Annotated in this window: 17 protein-coding genes; 14 read left to right on the top strand and 3 right to left on the bottom strand. The window is 34.1% G+C overall.

Annotation, left to right across the window (positions count from 1 at the left end; translation table 11 throughout):
• Positions 1 to 55 precede the first annotated feature (55 nt).
• Positions 56 to 541, top strand: a complete 486-nt coding sequence (locus AW14_RS04570; RefSeq protein WP_044637745.1) for an IPExxxVDY family protein — start codon at positions 56 to 58, stop codon at positions 539 to 541.
• The gene (gene pyk / locus AW14_RS04565) at positions 541 to 1977 is read left to right on the top strand and encodes a pyruvate kinase (RefSeq protein ID WP_044637744.1); all 1437 of its coding nucleotides are present in this window, start codon (positions 541 to 543) and stop codon (positions 1975 to 1977) included. The genes AW14_RS04570 and pyk overlap by 1 nt, the downstream gene beginning before the upstream one ends.
• Before the next feature lie 53 nt (positions 1978 to 2030).
• On the opposite strand, the gene dinB is transcribed toward pyk, so the two are convergent.
• On the bottom strand, positions 2031 to 3128 hold the full coding sequence (gene dinB / locus AW14_RS04560; RefSeq protein WP_044637743.1) for a DNA polymerase IV: 1098 nt from the start codon (positions 3126 to 3128) through the stop codon (positions 2031 to 2033).
• An 89-nt stretch (positions 3129 to 3217) separates the two neighbouring features.
• Between dinB and AW14_RS04555 the strand changes: the two genes are divergently transcribed.
• From AW14_RS04555 to amaB, 3 genes are read left to right on the top strand one after another with little or no spacing between them, the layout of a single operon-like run.
• A complete protein-coding gene (locus tag AW14_RS04555; RefSeq protein ID WP_044637742.1) occupies positions 3218 to 3691 on the top strand; it encodes a CYTH domain-containing protein in 474 nt (157 codons plus the stop codon).
• The gene (locus tag AW14_RS04550; RefSeq protein ID WP_044637741.1) at positions 3679 to 4227 is read left to right on the top strand and encodes a YciI family protein; all 549 of its coding nucleotides are present in this window, start codon (positions 3679 to 3681) and stop codon (positions 4225 to 4227) included. The genes AW14_RS04555 and AW14_RS04550 overlap by 13 nt, the downstream gene beginning before the upstream one ends.
• A 49-nt stretch (positions 4228 to 4276) precedes the next feature.
• Positions 4277 to 5830, top strand: a complete 1554-nt coding sequence (gene amaB / locus AW14_RS04545) for an L-piperidine-6-carboxylate dehydrogenase (protein WP_044637740.1) — start codon at positions 4277 to 4279, stop codon at positions 5828 to 5830.
• Positions 5831 to 5961: 131 nt separating this feature from the next.
• Here amaB and AW14_RS04540 read toward each other — a convergent pair whose 3' ends face one another.
• The gene (locus AW14_RS04540) at positions 5962 to 7095 is read right to left on the bottom strand and encodes an ATP-binding protein (RefSeq protein ID WP_044637739.1); all 1134 of its coding nucleotides are present in this window, start codon (positions 7093 to 7095) and stop codon (positions 5962 to 5964) included.
• Between the two features lie 36 nt (positions 7096 to 7131).
• The gene (locus tag AW14_RS04535) at positions 7132 to 7884 is read right to left on the bottom strand and encodes an SDR family NAD(P)-dependent oxidoreductase (RefSeq protein ID WP_044637738.1); all 753 of its coding nucleotides are present in this window, start codon (positions 7882 to 7884) and stop codon (positions 7132 to 7134) included.
• Positions 7885 to 8105: 221 nt separating this feature from the next.
• Here AW14_RS04535 and AW14_RS04525 point away from each other — a divergent pair, with 221 nt between their 5' ends.
• The 9 genes from AW14_RS04525 (at position 8106) to AW14_RS04485 (ending at position 18618) form a co-directional block, all read left to right on the top strand.
• The gene (locus AW14_RS04525; protein ID WP_044637736.1) at positions 8106 to 9209 is read left to right on the top strand and encodes a DUF4382 domain-containing protein; all 1104 of its coding nucleotides are present in this window, start codon (positions 8106 to 8108) and stop codon (positions 9207 to 9209) included.
• Positions 9210 to 9398: 189 nt separating this feature from the next.
• Positions 9399 to 10400, top strand: a complete 1002-nt coding sequence (locus AW14_RS04520) for an AAA family ATPase (RefSeq protein ID WP_044637735.1) — start codon at positions 9399 to 9401, stop codon at positions 10398 to 10400.
• 76 nt (positions 10401 to 10476) lie between these two features.
• Positions 10477 to 11343, top strand: a complete 867-nt coding sequence (locus tag AW14_RS04515; protein ID WP_044637734.1) for a DUF58 domain-containing protein — start codon at positions 10477 to 10479, stop codon at positions 11341 to 11343.
• A gap of 7 nt (positions 11344 to 11350) precedes the next feature.
• Complete coding sequence (locus tag AW14_RS04510; RefSeq protein ID WP_044639487.1) at positions 11351 to 13003, top strand: BatD family protein; 1653 nt, start codon at positions 11351 to 11353, stop codon at positions 13001 to 13003.
• Complete coding sequence (locus AW14_RS04505; RefSeq protein WP_044637733.1) at positions 13003 to 14010, top strand: vWA domain-containing protein; 1008 nt, start codon at positions 13003 to 13005, stop codon at positions 14008 to 14010. The genes AW14_RS04510 and AW14_RS04505 overlap by 1 nt, the downstream gene beginning before the upstream one ends.
• Positions 14011 to 14072: 62 nt before the next feature.
• Complete coding sequence (locus AW14_RS04500) at positions 14073 to 15110, top strand: vWA domain-containing protein (RefSeq protein WP_044637732.1); 1038 nt, start codon at positions 14073 to 14075, stop codon at positions 15108 to 15110.
• 72 nt (positions 15111 to 15182) lie between these two features.
• Positions 15183 to 16046, top strand: a complete 864-nt coding sequence (locus AW14_RS04495) for a tetratricopeptide repeat protein (protein ID WP_044637731.1) — start codon at positions 15183 to 15185, stop codon at positions 16044 to 16046.
• Positions 16047 to 16094: 48 nt separating this feature from the next.
• Positions 16095 to 17867 (top strand): BatD family protein, encoded by a 1773-nt coding sequence (locus AW14_RS04490; protein ID WP_044637730.1) that lies wholly within the window; start codon positions 16095 to 16097, stop codon positions 17865 to 17867.
• 1 nt (position 17868) lies between these two features.
• Positions 17869 to 18618, top strand: a complete 750-nt coding sequence (locus tag AW14_RS04485; protein WP_044637729.1) for an SH3 domain-containing protein — start codon at positions 17869 to 17871, stop codon at positions 18616 to 18618.
• The last annotated feature ends 37 nt before the right edge of the window (positions 18619 to 18655 follow it).

Raw genomic sequence — 18655 nt, 5'->3', positions numbered from 1 at the left:
TTTCTTGTTATAACTGTATATTTTAAATACTATATTTACATTGTTTAATATAGTTATGGCTGTACACAAACTTGTTTTAGAAGATGTTTTCGATGAGGTTACATTTACTTTAATAGCAATTCATTGTTCTATTAAAGATTATCGATTAGCATATCTTCTTAATAAAAATTTGGGTATTCGCCTTGCTAGGAAAGCATCAGATTTAGATTTTAGTGTTTTTAATTCTATGTATTCCATTTTCGAATGGGAAGATTGTAAACACATGGCAACTTGGAGTTTAGTAAGTAATATTTGTAAAACCGAAATCCTACAAGAAGTTAATTTCAAGTCTTTATTTGATACACAAGAAAAAATAATAAAAACAAACTATTTAATACCAGAATATAAATCGGTAAACTATTTTTTAAAAATAGAAAATGAATATCATTCGGGTAATGAAAAGTATATTTTAGATAGTATTTTAAAAATACCACAAGTTGTAACAGCCTTTAGTGTTGATACAGCCTTATTAAAATCAAAAGATAATTTAATTTTTAGCTAATGCCATTAAGAAAAAAAACCAAAATAGTAGCCACCTTAGGACCGGCTTCGAGTACAAAAGAAGTATTAAAAGGAATGCTTGAAGAAGGCGTAAATGTATTTAGAATTAATTTCTCGCATGCCGATTATAAAGATGTTGCAGAGCGTATACAAATGATTCGAGATTTAAACGAAGAATTTGGTTTTAATGCTGCAATTTTAGCCGATTTACAAGGGCCAAAACTTCGTGTTGGAGTTATGAAAGATGAAGTTGTTGTAAATCCTGGCGACGAAATTATTTTTGCAACTGGAGAACGTTTTGAAGGAACTAAAGAGCGTGTTTACATGACTTATAAAAGTTTTCCTCAAGATGCAAAACCAGGAGAACGCGTGCTTTTAGACGATGGAAAATTAATTTTTGAAGTTGTTTCAACCGATGGAAAATCTGAGGTAAAAACCAAAGTTATTCAAGGAGGACCATTAAAATCTAAAAAAGGTGTAAATCTACCTAACACAAATATTTCTCAACCTGCATTAACCGAAAAAGATATTGAAGATGCTATTTTCGCTATCAAACAAGATGTCGATTGGATAGCATTATCATTCGTTCGTCATGCTGAAGATTTAATGCAATTACGCGAATTAATCGAGAAACATTGCGACCACAAAATTCCAATTATTGCTAAAATTGAGAAACCAGAAGCGGTTAAAAATATAGATAGTATTGTTTCTCATTGCGACGGTATCATGGTTGCTCGTGGAGATCTAGGTGTTGAAGTTCCTGCAGAAGAAGTGCCATTAATTCAAAAACAATTAGTGTTAAGAGCTAAAAAAGCACGAATTCCTGTAATTATAGCAACCCAAATGATGGAGACTATGATTTCTAGCTTAACACCAACAAGAGCCGAGGTAAACGACGTTGCAAACTCTGTTATGGATGGTGCCGATGCTGTAATGCTTTCTGGTGAAACATCGGTTGGAGAGTATCCAGTTCAGGTTATAAGACAAATGGCAAATATTTTAAAAAGTGTTGAAGATTCGCCACTTATTAAAGTGCCACAAATGCCACCGCATATTCGTACCAATCGCTACATTACAAAATCGATTTGTTTTCATGCCGCCAATATGGCAAACGAAATTAACGCTAAAGCAATTTCAACACTTACAAACAGTGGTTATACGGCTTTTCAAATTTCGGCTTGGAGACCTTCTTGTTATATTTTAGTATTTACTTCAAACAAACGTATTTTAACACAGCTAAGTTTACTTTGGGGAGTTAAGGCTTTCTATTACGATAGTTTTGTATCTACAGATCAAACGGTTGGCGATATTAATAAAATTGCTAAAAAACATGGCTTTGTATCTAAAGGCGATATGGTTATAAGTTTAGCATCTATGCCAATTGCCGAAAAAGGTATGGTTAATACGCTTCGAGTAAGAGAAATTGTAAACGACTAAAATTCGTTCAAAATATTTAAAAAAAGCGCTATTTATTAGCGCTTTTTTTATGCTTAAAATTCAAATTTTAATTGAACACTTATGGGTTTGTGTTCCACTTTATTTTTGTGTTCGGTGTTTAAACTCGACATGGAAATGCCTAATAATCTCACCGAATTATTTAATTTGTCTTGGTAGAGAAGTTCTTTAGCGGTTTCTAAAATTAACGACTTATCATTAATAAAGTAAGGCAGTGTTTTGCTTCTTGTTTGTAAAGTAAAGTCGCTGTATTTTATTTTTAATGTTATTGTTTTACCCGAAACGTTACTTTTTAATAATCTCTTAGAAACTTCTTCGGCAATACGATTTAATTTTTCGAGCATAAAAATTTCCGAAGATAAATTTTCACTAAACGTGCGCTCGGCTGCCAAACTTTTTCTTATTCTGTTGGGCTTTACTTCGCTGTTATGTATTCCTCTTACAACTTGATAGTAGTATTTGCCAGATTTACCAAAATGATTTTCTAAATATTCAACAGATTTTAGTTTTAAATCTTTTCCGGTAAAAATTCCTAACTGATACATTTTTTCTGCCGTTACTTTACCAACACCATAAAATTTTCTAATATCAATTTGTTCTAAAAACGGAATAACTTCTTCTGGATTAACCGTTTTTTGTCCGTTAGGCTTATTAAAATCGCTGGCAACTTTTGCAATAAATTTATTAATTGAAATTCCAGCCGATGCTCTCAAACCAACCTCATTATAAATGCGGTCTCTAATTTCCTGGGCAATAAGCGAGGCGCTCGGGTTTCCTTTTTTATTCGTTGTAACATCTAAATAAGCTTCATCTAGAGAAAGCGGTTCAACCAAATCGGTATAATCGTAAAAAATTCGTCTTATTTTGTTAGAGATTTCTTTATACCGTTCAAAATCGGGCTTAACAAAAATAAGTTCCGGACAAAGTTTGGCGGCTAAACTTCCAGACATGGCACTTTTAACACCAAATTTTCTGGCTTCGTAACTAGCAGCACTTATAACACCTCTTTTTTCGCTGCCACCAACAGCAATAGCTTTTCCAATAAGTTCTGGATGGTCCAATTGCGCTACAGACGCATAAAATGCATCCATATCTACATGAATTATCTTTCGTATTGGTAAATCGCTAAACATACTGTAAATTTATGCATTAAATGCCATTTTGAGATGGCTTCTTTACATTTCGAAATTGCTTGTAAATTAAAATTAGAGAAAGTAATCCAATGATAGAAATTGAACGTAAATTTTTAGTAGTTTCTAATGATTATAAAACAAAGGCTTTTAATCACACACGAATAATTCAAGGATTTTTAAATACACATAAAGAACGAACGGTAAGAGTAAGAATTAAAGGAAATCAAGGATTTTTAACAGTAAAAGGCCTATCTACTTCCAATGGTTTATCGCGCTTTGAATGGGAAAAGGAAATAAGCACAGAGGAAGCCGAAATGCTTTTAAAAATTTGTGAACCCGGCGTTATCGATAAAACACGTTACGAGGTAAAAATAGATAATCTTATTTTTGAAATTGATGAATTTTACGGTGATAATGAAGGTTTAATTATAGCCGAAATTGAACTTGAAAATGAAAACGACACTTTTTTAAAACCTAGTTGGCTAGGAGAAGAGGTTACCGGCAACATAAAATATTATAATTCACAACTTAGTAAACAACCATTTAAATTATGGAAAAAATAAAATTAATAGCCAGTATTTTTATAACAACGCTTGTTTTAGTTGCCTGTAAAGACGATGCAAAATCTTCTACAGATGCAAATACGTCTGAAATTGAAGAGGTTATTACAGATTCTTTTGAAGTGCAAATGACTAATGAGCCTATTAAAAAATCGAATAGTGAAATTAAGGCCGAGCTAGAAAATAAAGGATTTAAAACCTTTAACTTTATTGAGGAAGAGACACAGGATACAATTTTAATGCAACAGTATTTTATGGTTCTTTTAAAAAGCGGACCCATTCGCTCTCAAAATGAAGAGGAGGCTGAACTTTTACAACAAGCCCATTTAAACCACTTAAGCAAAATGTACCAATTGGGTTATGCCGATATTTCGGGACCTTTTGGAGATAACGGAAACTTAAGAGGCGTAACCATTTACAACGTACCTACTTTAAAAATGGCAGATAGTTTAGCAAAAGCAGACCCTATGGTTAAAGCAGGCCGATTAGAAGTTGAAATTCATCCATGGTGGGCTGCAAAAGGATTTTCTTTGAGGTAAATAATAAAAGAGCTATTTAATTTTTCATTAAAACTTAAATTTTTTAAACATGAGTGTAATTTCAGAAACTTTTCAAATGAAACAAATTTTAAACGATTTAGGTATAAGTGAAATAAATGAAGGCACTTCAACAGGCAATAATATCTTTGCAAGCGGTGAAATTATAGAGTCGTTTTCGCCTGTTGATGGCCAACTTATAGCAAAAGTAAAATCTACTTCTAAAGACGATTACCAAAAGGTTATAAAAACGGCTACTTCGGCATTTAAAGTATGGCGAACAACGCCTGCACCACAGCGTGGAGACATTGTGCGCCAGTTTGCAGATAAATTAAGAGAAAATAAACAAGCCCTGGGCACACTGGTTTCATACGAAATGGGTAAAAGCTTGCAAGAGGGCTTGGGTGAGGTACAAGAAATGATTGATATTTGCGATTTTGCCGTTGGTTTATCGCGCCAACTTCATGGATTAACCATGCACAGCGAACGCCCAGGCCACCGTATGTACGAGCAGTATCATCCTTTGGGTGTTGTTGGTATTATTTCTGCTTTTAACTTTCCTGTAGCTGTTTGGTCATGGAACACGGCCTTGGCATGGATTTGCGGCGATGTTTGTATCTGGAAACCCAGCGAGAAAGCACCGCTTTGCGGGATTGCCTGTCAAAATCTTGCCGCTCAGGTTTTCAAAGCAAACCAGTTGCCAGAAGGCATTTCTTGTTTAATAAACGGCGATTATAGCGTAGGAGAATTTTTAACCAAAGACACGCAAATACCTTTAATATCGGCAACGGGTTCTACCCGCATGGGGAAAATTGTTGCCAAAGAAGTGGCAGGCCGTTTAGGTAAAACACTGTTAGAACTTGGAGGAAACAATGCGATTATTGTAACCCCCGATGCCGATATAAAAATGACGGTCATTGGAGCCGTTTTTGGTGCTGTTGGTACTGCTGGACAACGTTGTACAAGTACCCGTCGATTAATCATTCACGAAAGTATTTACGATAAGGTAAAAACAGCTTTGGTAGAAGCTTATAAACAATTGCGCATTGGTAATCCGTTAGATGAAAATAATCATGTTGGACCTTTAATAGATACCGATGCTGTTAAAAGTTATAACAATGCTTTACAAAAAGTAGTGGAAGAAGGCGGTAAGCTTGTTGTTGAAGGCGGCGTGCTTTCGGGTGAAGGCTACGAAAGTGGATGCTATGTTAAGCCAGCTATTGCCGAAGCGAGTCCTAACTTTAAAATTGTTCAACAAGAAACCTTTGCACCAGTTTTATATTTATTAAAATATTCGGGTGCTGTTGAAAATGCTGTTGAAATTCAAAATAATGTAGCTCAAGGATTGAGTTCTGCGATTATGACCAACAATTTACGTGAAGCCGAATATTTTTTGTCGGTTCAAGGGTCTGATTGTGGTATTGCTAATGTTAATATTGGAACGTCTGGAGCAGAAATTGGTGGTGCTTTTGGTGGCGAAAAGGAAACTGGTGGCGGCCGTGAATCTGGTTCTGATGCTTGGAAAGTTTATATGCGCAGACAAACAAATACCATAAACTACACAACAAAACTACCTTTAGCTCAAGGCATAAAATTTGACTTATAAAAAACCTTACTCTGGTGCGTAAAACACCATAGAGTAAGGTTATAATAAGGTTATTAATAGCATTACAAACCTATTTAATAAAACCATAATTTTAAATTTTTTTGTATTAACTTAATATTAAATTATTGGTTCTAACTGTATTTTATTTTTCTTAATACTCTAACAGATTCTTTATAGAGATGGTACAATTCATCACTATACGATTTTAAATAAGGTTTTGCTTCGTGTAATTTATCAATGGCTTCATGAAACAAATTCAAATAGCAAATAAGGTAAGTAACAGGTAGGTTTTTTAGGTCTTCGGTTTCGGTTTTTGTTAGTGTAAGTCCTTTTTTTAGTTTCTCCAGAATGCTGTTATTGGCGTTGTAAACATGGTGTAAAATCTTTTTATCATATTCGGGAGCTTCAAAAAGAAGCTTTGTTTTTATGTTGTAATTGCCGTTATCTTCAAAAGTAATGACGGTTTCTTCTAATTGATAATATTTGTTGAAATTTTGAAACCCTAAATTAACGTATTCAATAATTTTAAAACTATCGTTATCAATAAAAAGCGCTACTTCATCTAAAGCAGAGAAAAATAAACGCACTTGTTCATTAATAAGTTCAATATCGACGCGAGAATAAAAAATTTCATCTTTAACAACCTTTTTTTGACCAGCCCAACACATTACAAAATACTCTTTAAAAACTTTGTACTGCGGATGGTAATCTTTTCGTTTATTCATAAAATCGAAAACACCATTTAGGGTGTGTTCAATGTTGTTTTGTGCATTACTTTCAATAGATGCCACTATGGCCGAATTAACATCTTCAATTTTAATGTCGAATACTTTAGGCATGCTCATACTTCCATCTCTAAAAAACACAGAACCACCATAATATTTCCAGATATTTTTTCTAAGCGATGTAAGACCTTCTTTTGGTCTTATGGTAACTAAACCAACCACTTTATGGTCTGGCAAATGCGGAAATGGAATGTTTTCGTATTGTACTATAGGCGGGTTGCTTAAATAGGCATTAATTAGATTTTGTATTTTACTATCGTCGAAAAAATCGACGCCTACAATGTTGTTGTCTCCATCTTCAACCCCTATAACGATGTACGAATTGTTTTTTGGATTGCTGTTTGAAAGCGCGCAAATATGTTTTAAAAATTTGGCTTTGCCTTCTTTTAAACCAATGTCTATTTTGCGTTTTTTATCATAAAAACTGTTTTCGTCGTTATGCGCAAGCAAATGTTTAATAAGGAGGCGTTTGTTAATCATAAGCTTTGGTTCCCAATCTAGCAGGAACGGTGTAGGTTAAAATTCTTTTTTCACAATACTACTATTGGCTTGTGCGCTAGGAAATACAAGTAAATCGGCAATATTTACGTGCTTGGGGCGTGAAACTACAAAATAAATTATTTCAGCAATATCTTCGGCTTGTAAGGCATCAAACCCTTTGTAAACATTATTGGCAATAGCGTTTCCCTTAAATCTAACTTGAGAAAACTCGGTTTCTACTAAGCCAGGATTAATAGAACTTACCTTAATGTTAAACGGATTTAAATCGATGCGCATGCCTTCGGTAATCGCTAAAACTGCATGTTTACTGGCACAATAAACATTGCCTTTAGCATACACTTCTTTCCCTGCAGATGAGCCAATGTTTATAATATGCCCCGATTTACGCTCGGTCATTTGGGGTATAATAGCCTTGCTAACGTAAAGCAACCCTTTTACGTTAATATCCATCATGGCATCCCAGTCGTCTGTGCTTCCTTGGTCTATAGAGTCTAAACCATGGGCATTACCCGCATTATTTACTAAAATATCAATATTTTTAAAATCGGCTGGAAGCGATTCTATGGCATTAAATGTTTCGGTTTTATCGCGAACATCAAAATTTAAAATATGGACATCGGTAAGTTTGCTTAAGGCTTCTTGAATGCTTTTTAATCGTTCTATACGTCTTCCGCATAAAATTAATTTAATACCATATTTTGCAAACTCGCAAGCCGTTGCGCGTCCAATGCCACTAGTTGCTCCTGTAATAAGCGCGGTTTTTGTCATTTTTTTTAAGATTAAGGCTATTTTTTCTAATTCATTTATAAAAATACTTAAATCTCATTTAATATTTTTCTTTTGATTGATAATTGTAAATTTTGTTTGATTTTATGGGGCTTTTAAGCTGTTTTAAATAAGAAATATTAAAAAAAACAGGCATAAAATAATCTAAAACAATGTTTGCGAACGTATATGCATCATACACAATAACTAAAAACAGATTATTTATGAAAACATTTATGAAATTGAAATTAATCTTACCTCTTTTTTTATTAGCCTTTATTTTTTCTTGTAACAACTCAGATTCCGATGGTATTGATAAATCGGCTCCAACCATATCTGTTCGACTTGTAGATGCGCCTGGCGACTACAAAGCTGTAAATGTGAACATAGTTGATGTTATGATTAAAATGAATGATGATAGCGACGACGAGAGCGGTTGGATTTCATTAAACGCCAACAACGAAACTGTTAATTTATTAGATTTTACTGGCGGTTTAAGTAAAGTGCTGGTTGACAGATTTCCTATTCCAGCAGGAACATTAAGTCAAATGCGTTTGGTTTTAGGTGATGGTAATACCATTGTTATTGAAAATGAAGCAGGCGAAAATGAATTCGATCTTAAAACACCTAGCGCTCAACAATCGGGTTTAAAACTTAAAGTTAATGCCGAAATTGAAGAAGGATTTACTTATGATTTTGTTTTAGATTTTGATGTTGAAAAATCTATTGTTAATGCAGGTTCATCTGGTAATATTATTTTAAAACCTGTTTTATACGTAAGTGCAGAAGTGAGTTCTGGTATTATTGAAGGTACCATTACACCATCAGATGTACCTGTAATGGTTTCTGTTTTAGTAGACGATATGGATAACGATGATAGTGAAGATGATTTTATTATCTCTGCTTACACCGATGAAAACGGCGATTTTGCATTATGGGGCGTACCAGCAGGAACTTACGAAATTACCATTACACCTCTTGATGAAACATCAGATTATGGATCGACAAGCCTAGAAGGTGTTGTAGTAACTAATGGAAGTATTAAAACGTTAGATGCACCAATAACTTTAGAATTAAAACCAGGTTCTATTAGTGGCGATGTAACCAATGATATTGAAGTAACTGCTGAAATTAAAATTAGTGGCACCGATACGGTTCAAGCAACCGTAATGTCTAATGCCAGTGGTGAATTTGAATTTGAAAACATTCCACCAGGAAACTATACTTTAACAATAAGTGTAGCAAATTTTGAAGCAGCAACAATTGAAGTAGAAGTTTTACCTGGCTTAGAAACAGTTCTAACACCAGTTGCTTTAGTAGCTTTATAAAAAATCAATTTTTCTCAATAAATCAAAGAGTATCACAAAATGTGATGCTCTTTTTTATTTAACCTATTATTAACTATTCAAAATTTTAACATTTAACCAATTATTAACAGGGTTCAAAGAAAAATTTTAACAATTTGCATTGCTCAAATAAGCGTATTATATTCGGGCTTTTAAAAAACTACTATAATGATGGAAGATACAGGTACTATTGATATTAAGACAATTAACGAAAAAATTGAAAAGGAAAGTGCTTTTGTTGATTTGTTAATGCTAGAGATGAACAAAGTCATCGTTGGGCAAAAGCATATGGTAGAACGTTTACTTATCGGTTTGTTAGGTCAGGGGCATATATTGTTAGAAGGTGTACCTGGTTTAGCAAAAACTTTAGCCATTAACACACTGGCTCAAGCTGTAGACGGAAGTTTCAGCAGAATTCAGTTCACACCAGATTTATTACCTGCCGATGTTACAGGTACCCTAATATACAACATGAAGGTGAACGATTTCTCTATAAAAAAGGGGCCAATTTTCGCGAACTTCGTGCTTGCAGATGAGGTGAATCGTGCTCCGGCAAAAGTACAGTCGGCTTTACTTGAAGCCATGCAGGAAAAACAAGTTACTATTGGCGACGAAACCTTTAAGTTAGACAAACCATTTTTAGTAATGGCAACCATGAACCCAGTCGAGCAGGAAGGAACTTACCCGTTACCAGAAGCTCAGGTAGACCGTTTCATGTTAAAAACAGTTATCGATTATCCAAAAATTGCAGAAGAGCAATTAATTATGCGTGCCAATTTAAAAGGCGCCTGGGATAAAGTAAACTCGGTGGTATCTGTCGATCAAATCCTGAATGCACAAAAAGCCGTTCGCGATGTGTATATGGATGAGAAAATTGAAAAATACATTCTAGATATTATTTTCGCTACGCGTTATCCAGAAAAATATAAGTTGGCAGATTTAAAACCACTTATTTCATTTGGTGCTTCACCTCGTGGTAGTATCAATTTAGCAACGGCTGCAAAATGTTATGCTTTTATTAAACGTCGTGGTTATGTCATACCAGAAGATGTTCGTGCCGTTGTTTACGATGTGTTAAGACACAGAATTGGTATTACTTACGAAGCAGAAGCCGAAAAAGTAACTTCGGTAGATATCATTAATAAAATAGTAAACGAAATAGAAGTACCTTAAAATTGACAATTGATAATTAACCATTGATTATTAAATGAAAATTAATCAATAATAAAAATCAATAGACAATTGAACAATGGATACTAAAGAATTACTAAAAAAAGTACGAAAAATAGAGATTAAGACACGTCGTTTGTCCGATCATATTTTTGGAGGCGAATACCATTCTACCTTTAAAGGGCGTGGTATGACTTTTAGTGAGGTGCGTCAATACCAATTTGGTGACGATGTTCGAAACATAGATTGGAATGTAACTGCGCGTTATAACGAACCTTTTGTAAAAGTTTTTGAAGAAGAACGCGAACTTACCATGATGCTTATGGTAGATGTTTCGGGATCAGAATTGTTTGGTACAAACCAACAATTTAAAAACGAAGTGGTAACCGAAATTGCTGCTACTTTAGCCTTTTCGGCAACACAAAATAACGATAAAATCGGACTTATTTTATTTTCAGATAAGGTAGAATTATACATACCACCAAAAAAGGGTCGTTCGCATGTGCTTCGCATTATACGTGAGTTAATTGAGTTCGAACCAGAAAGTAAAAAAACCAATTTAGCTCATGCTTTAAAATTCATGCAAAATGTAATGAAGAAGAAAGCAATTGTATTTGTACTCTCCGATTTTATTGCAGACGATTACCACCAAACTATGAAAATTGTTTCAGGAAAACACGATGTTACAGGTATCCGGGTTTACGATAAACGCGAAGAAGAAATTCCTAATTTGGGTGTGGTGCAAATGCAAGATGAAGAAACAGGCGAATTATTATTAGTTAATACGAGTTCAAAAAAAGTTAGATTAAATTATGGTAAGTTTTATCAAGACAAGGTAACTTATTATAAGGAAAGCTTTAATAAAGCAGGCGCAGGAACCATAGATTGTCGTGTAGATGAAAGCTACGTTAAGAAAATGTTGGGTTACTTTAAAAGGAGAGGATAAACGATTTATGAATTACGATTTTAGAATTTTTAATTTTCAAAACAGTCAGCGAAAAAGCATGTTTTTGTTGGTTGTCTTGGTTCTTTTTTCATGGTTTTCTAATGCTCAGGTTAAAGCTTCTATCGATTCTACAACTATAAAAATAGGCGCGCAAATTACCTATAAAATTGAAGTAGAAACCAAAGCTAATAACTTGGTTGTTTTTCCCGAAGGGCAATCTTTTGCACCTCTGGAAATGATTGAATCTTATAGTATCGATACTATAAAAAATCAAGATAAATTCAATCTTATAAAAAAATACGGATTAACACAATTCGATTCTGGAGCCTATACCATACCAAGGCAAAAAATTATTATTGGCGATAAAACCTTCTTTACCGATTCGTTAAAAGTTGAGGTAAATAATGTGGTAATAGATACCACAAAGCAAGGTTTATACGATATTAAACCCATTATTGAAGTAGAAAAACCATCGAGCAATTGGTGGAAATATTTGCTAATAACACTTTTAATAATTGGCGTGGTTGGTTTTTTAATGTATTGGTTTATTTGGAGAAAAAAACCACTTACCGAAGCCGAACAAATTGCATTATTACCGCCCTACGACCGTGCTAAATTAGCTTTAAAAAAGTTAGATGAAAGTCATTATTTAGAGCATCAGGAAATTAAAGAATATTATTCAGAGCTTACATTTATTATAAGAAAATATCTAGACGAAAAAGTTTACGATAAAGCCCTGGAAAGCACTACCGATGAACTTATTGAAAGACTTAATATGCTAAAAGAAGCCAATCAGGTTGATATTAGTAAAGAAGATATTAGAAACTTAGAAAGCATATTAAAACGTGCCGATTTAGTGAAATTCGCAAAATCTGCCGTCGATGTTGAATTGGCAAAATTAGATAGAAATACCATCGACATAGAAATTGATCACGTTAAAGAGGCGCTACCAGAGCCTACCGAGGAAGAAAAACTACTCGACGAAAAATATCGTGAAGAATTAGAGCGTAAAAAGAAACGTAATAAAGTAATTTTAACAGTCGCTTTAAGTATTGTTCTTCTATTTGCAACGTTTGTTGGGTTTGGTATCAAATATGGCTTTTCTTATGTAAAAGATACCATTATTGGCCATGACAGTATGGAACTTTTACAAAGCGATTGGGTTACCAGTGCTTATGGGGTACCGCCAGTAACTATTAGCACACCAAAAGTGCTAAAACGTGTTGAGCTACCTGTAGCCGATGCTATGAAACAACAGGTTACACAAACAACCTTTATGTATGGTAGTTTGCTCGATTTCTTTAGCGTTATGGTAAACACAACCGCCTACAAAAATATGGGCGATAATAAAATAGATATTGAGCAGGTTTCAGAGCAAATGCTTAAAACTATTGAATCGCAAGGCGCCCAAGATATTGTTGTTTTAAGAGATAAATTTTTAACACCCAATGGAGCAGAAGGTTTAAAAACTTACGGTAGTTTAAAATTTACTAATCCAATTACAAAAAGTGAACAGGAAGGCAATTATGTTATGTTATTGTTTGCATCAGAAAATGTTTTACAACAAATTATGTTAACCTATCCTAGAGATGATGAATATGCAGACCAAATAGTAGATCGCATATTAAATTCAGTAGAACTTAAAAAAGCAGAAAACTAATGTTTGAAGGTGTTGAGTTTGTAAATAAAGAATTTTTCTGGTTACTGTTGGCCTTACCTTTGGCCATAGTTTGGTATATTTTTAAAAATCAAAAGCAAACAGCCGAATTAAAAATATCAACCTTAAAAGGTTTTAAGTTAACAAGTTCGTTGTTGCCTAAGTTAAAACATGGCTTGTTTATTTTGCGTTTGTTAGCCCTGGCATTGCTCATTACAGCCTTGGCAAGACCGCAAAGTGTCGATGTTTCAACCAAAACAAAAACAACCCGAGGTATCGATATTGTTATGGCAATAGATGTTTCGGCGAGTATGCTAGCAAAAGACTTGTCGCCAAATAGGCTCGAGGCCTTAAAAAAAGTAGCTTCAGAATTTATAAAAGGCAGACCAAACGACCGTATTGGTTTGGTAGAATATGCTGGCGAAAGTTATACCAAAACACCTATAACAAGCGATAAAGCCATCGTTTTACGTTCATTAAGTAGTATAAAATATAACAATATTATAGAAGGAGGTACTGCTATTGGAATGGGTTTAGCCACTTCTGTAAACCGATTAAAAGACAGCAAAGCAAAAAGTAAAGTTATTATTTTACTTACAGATGGTGTAAATAATTCTGGTTTTATAGACCCTAAAATAGCAAGTGAATTAGCTGTAGAATATGGTATAAAAGTTTATACGATTGGTTTAGGAACAAACGGAATGGCCTTGTCTCCCGTGGCTATCGACCCGCGTACAGGTGATTTTCAATATGCTCGAATTCAGGTAGAAATAGACGAAGTTTTGCTTAAAGAAATTGCTAATGTAACTGGCGGAAAATATTTTAGAGCAACCAATAACAAAAAGTTAGAAGAGATTTACGAAGAAATAAATAAACTCGAAAAAACAGATGTCGAAGAATTTAAATTCTATAATTACGACGAAAAGTATCGCCCCTTAGTTATTCTAGCTGGTATTTTATTACTTATAGAATTATTATTACGCAATACGGTTTTTAGAAGTTTTGTTTAATGACATATTAGTGAGTTAGCAGGTTAAAATGCTGCCATTTTGCTAAATACAAATTAATAACAATGTATCAATTAGAAGAAAAAATATGGTTCTGGGTTTTAGCGGTTATTCCAGTAATAATTGTGCTCTTTTTGGTGCTTCAAATCTGGAGACACCGCGCTCAAAAAAAGTTTGCAGATAAACAATTATTAAAACGCTTAAGTCCTAATACATCCCTTTTTAAATCCGTTTTAAAAATAATTATACTGTGTTTAGCTTTTGCTTGTTTGTCTATTGCTTTGGTAAATCCTAAAGTAGGTACAAAGCTAGAAACCGTTAAGCGTGAAGGTGTCGATGTGGTATTTGCAGTCGATGTGTCTAAAAGTATGTTGGCAGAAGATATTGCTCCAAACAGATTAGAAAAAGCCAAACAGTTAGTTACGCAAATAATAAACAATTTAGCCAGCGACCGTGTTGGTATTATTGCTTATGCAGGAAAAGCTTTTCCGCAGTTACCAATAACAACAGACTATGGTTCTGCTAAAATGTTTCTTCAAAGTATGAATACCGATATGCTTTCATCTCAAGGTACAGCCATAGATGAAGCTATTAAATTGGCGACCACCTATTTTGATGATGAAGAACAAACCAACCGCGTTTTAATTATAATATCCGATGGTGAAGATCACGGTGAAGAAGCCTCTGCTGTTGCAGAACAAGCCAATGAAGAAGGCATTAGAATTTTAACCATTGGCGTTGGCGATGTAAAAGGTGGCCCAATTCCAGAAAAGCGTAACGGGGTTGTAATAAACTATAAAAAAGACAACCAAGGCGAAACGGTTATCACCAAGTTAGACGAAGAAACACTAAAAAATATAGCTAGCGAGGCTAATGGCGTTTACATAAACGGAAGAAATACGAACGAAGTAGTAGACAATATTCGTGAAATTTTAAACGGCATGGATAAAAAGGAATTCGAAAGCAAACAATTTGCCGATTTTAAAGACCAGTTTCAGTGGTTTTTAGGTCTGGGTATTTTCTTTTTATTCTTAGATATTTTCTTGTTAGAACGTAAAACAGCTTGGTTGAAAAAACTTAATCTGTTCAACGAAAACAGTTAGTTTAATAATTTATAAAATTTTTAACTATCAAGAATACTGGGTTTTATAACTTAGAATTACAAAAATTAACACATGAAAAACGCATTAATAATTGTTTTAACATTATGGTCATCGTTTATTTTTGCGCAAGATAACGATGCTAAAAAACAAGCATTATTAGCTGAAAAAAAGGCTAATGCTTTTGTGTACAAAGGCAACAGTTTAATAGATGAAGACGACTTTGTTTCGGCAGAAATGGCTTACAGAGAAGCCCTGTCAAAGCAGCCAACATCGGTGGCTGGAGTTTATAATTTAGGACATTCGTATATTAAAAAAGGCAGCTTCGATGAGGCCATATATCGTCTAGAAGAGGCGGCAAAAACAGCAACGAGTAAATCTGAAAAACATAAGGCATTTCATAACATAGGAAATGTTTTAATGCAGAATAAAAAATGTAAAGAAGCTGTTGAAGCTTACAAAAACGCTTTACGTAACGATCCTACAGACGAAGAAACCCGTTATAATTTAGGTCTGGCCAAAATTTGTGCCGAGCAGCAAAAAGATGATCAAGACCAGAATAAAGACGAGAACAAAGACAACAAAAATCAAGACAACAAAGACAATCAAGATCAAAAAGATAAAGATAAACAGGGCGACGATAACAAGGACGAGAATAAAGATAACAAAGACCAAGGCGACCAAGATAAAGAAGATAAAAAAGAAGGCGACGATAAAAAAGATGAAGATGGCAAGCCTAAAGACGAAAAAGATAACAAAGGCAAAGGCGATAAAGAAGATAAAGAACAACCCAAGCCACAGCCAAAGCCAGGACAAATGTCGCCTCAGCAAATAAAAAACTTGTTAGAGGCCATGAATAATCAAGAACAGAAAGTTCAAGAAAAAATGAATGCCGAAAAACAAAAAGGTGTTAAAGTGAAAACTGAAAAAGATTGGTAATTATTAATTTCAGTTTTATAAATAGATATTAGTTGTTCATTCATTATTATGAAACTTATTAAAAATACATTATTACTTTTTTTCATGCTTTCAGCCAGTTTATTAATGGCACAAGTTAAGTTTGAAGCGAAAGTTAGTAAACAAAAATTAGGGGTTAACGAACGTTTACGTGTCGATTTTGAAATGAATCAAGACGGCGATAATTTTAACCCGCCAGACTTCGCGAATTTTGTGGTTGTAGGTGGCCCAAATCAATCGGTAAGCAATTCATGGATTAATGGTGTGCGTTCCTTTAAAAAAGTATATAGTTACTTTTTAGCACCAAAAAGCCGCGGCACCTTTACTATTGGTCAGGCTTCAATAGTTGTAGATAGAGAAACCTATAAAACCATTCCTATAAAAATAGAGGTTACTGCGGCAGTAGATATTCCTAAAGACCCTAATAATCCCGATTATATAGCATCAGAAAACGTGCATTTGGTTGCCGAAATTTCAAAAACCAATCCGTATTTAAACGAGGCTATCACGGTTGTTTACAAGCTGTATGTATCGCCAAACGTAGCGGTAGACAATTGGAACGAAATCGATAGTCCACGATTTAACGATTTCTGGAGTCAGAATATAGATACGCAAGGGCAGAAAGTTCAAAACGGAACGTTTAAAGGTGAAGAGTACCGATTCCTTGTGTTAAGAAAAGTTGTTTTATATCCACAAAAAACGGGCAAATTAAATATCGAACCGCTTAGTTTAGATATTGCTTTGCGTGTGCCAACCAATCGTCGTGATATTTTTGGAAGTCCTTTAATGACGCGTGCCAGCAAGGTTGTTTCGGCAGGAAATCAAACCATAAATGTTAAGCCTTTACCAGAAGAAGGTAAACCAGCCGATTTTACAGGAGCTGTGGGCGATTTTAATTTCGAAGTATCAACATCTAAAAAAGAATTAGACGCCACCGAATCGTTTCAACTAAAAGTAGGTGTAAGAGGAAACGGAAATTTAAAACTGTTTAAACTTCCTAAGGTAACTTTACCAAGTTCTTTAGAAGTTTACGAACCAGAACATACCGAGAATGTTAGAACCAATTTAGCTGGAATGCAAGGCGATATTTCAGATAATTACACCGTTGTGCCTCAGTACAAAGGAAAATACCCGCTGCCAAGCATTTCATTCTCTTATTTCGATTTAAAAACCGAAACCTATAAACGATTAAATTCCGAAGAAATTATAATAGATGTTTTAGAAGGGCCTGTTAATAGTGCTAACGGAAACCCTGCAACCACTAGTGCAATTAGCAAACAACCTGTGGTTTTAAACAACAGCCAGTTTGCTTTTATAAAAACAGACACGACGTTTTTTAATATGGCAAACTCACGTTTTTTCAAAACGAATTTATTCTGGAGCTTGTTGTTATTACCGTTTTTATTAATTCCTGTTGCCATTTTTATTAGAAATAAAAAAGCATCAAGAGAAGCCGATGTTTATGGAAACCGAATTCGTAAAGCCGATAAATTAGCTAAGAAATATTTAGGTCACGCTAAGAAATCTTTGGGTAAAAAAGAAGCCTTTTACATTGCACTTGAAAAAGCGTTGCACAACTATTTAAAAGCCAAATTGCATATAGAAACGAGCGATTTAAGTAAAGACAAAATACAGGAGCTACTTACAGAAAAGCAAGTAGAATTAGATGTTATTAAAGATTTTAACAGCATACTACAAAATTGTGAACTGGCTCGTTACACGCCTATAGATATTGTAACCATGCAAGACGATTACGAAAAGGCAGCAAAAACAATTTCTTTAATTGATAAACAAGCACGTTAAGATGAAAAAGTTAATTTACATACTATCGTTATTGTTAAGTTTTGGTGTAATGGCTCAAAACCAATCTCTTTTTGAAAAGGCAAATGCCTTGTATAATCAAGGGAAGTATGCCGAAGCTATTGATAATTATGAGGCTATTTTAGCAACAAAAAACCATTCGGCAGAATTATATTTTAATTTAGCAAACGCCAATTATAAATTAAATAACATAGCCCCAAGTATTTATTACTATGAAAAGGCTTTGCAGTTAGCTCCAAACGACGAAGATATTAAGCACAATTTAACCTTTGCTAAAAACATGACGGTTGATGCCATCGATGTTTTACCCGTTTCTGGATTTGGAAAAATTACCAGTAAAATTACCAACCTTATGACTTTCGATGGCTGGGCAAAAACGGCTGTAGCTTTTGTGTTTTGCTTTGTTATTTTAATATTGGCTTATTATTTTTCGTATACTACCATTAAAAAGCGTTTAGCATTTATTGGGAGTATTGTTGCTTTAACTTTGATGTTAAGCAGTCTGGTTTTAGCATTTCATCAATTTAATGTTTACAAAAAAGATAAACCTGCCATTGTTTTTGCTCAAGAAAGCATTGTAAAAAGTGAGCCCAATTCTAGAAGCGAACAAGCATTTATACTTCACGAAGGCACCAAAGTGCAAATTATTGATACAATTAATACCTGGAAAAAAATAAAATTAGCCGACGGTAAAACGGGTTGGATTTCTTCAAAAGATATTAAAGCACTTTAACATTTTTAAGCTTATATTTACTTAATAAATTAAGCTA

This window comes from Siansivirga zeaxanthinifaciens CC-SAMT-1 (assembly GCF_000941055.1).
In the GTDB taxonomy this organism is placed as follows: Bacteria; Bacteroidota; Bacteroidia; order Flavobacteriales; family Flavobacteriaceae; genus Siansivirga; species Siansivirga zeaxanthinifaciens.
The sequence above is the reverse complement of the archived record's forward strand: the minus strand, read 5'-3'. Positions and strand labels throughout refer to the sequence as shown.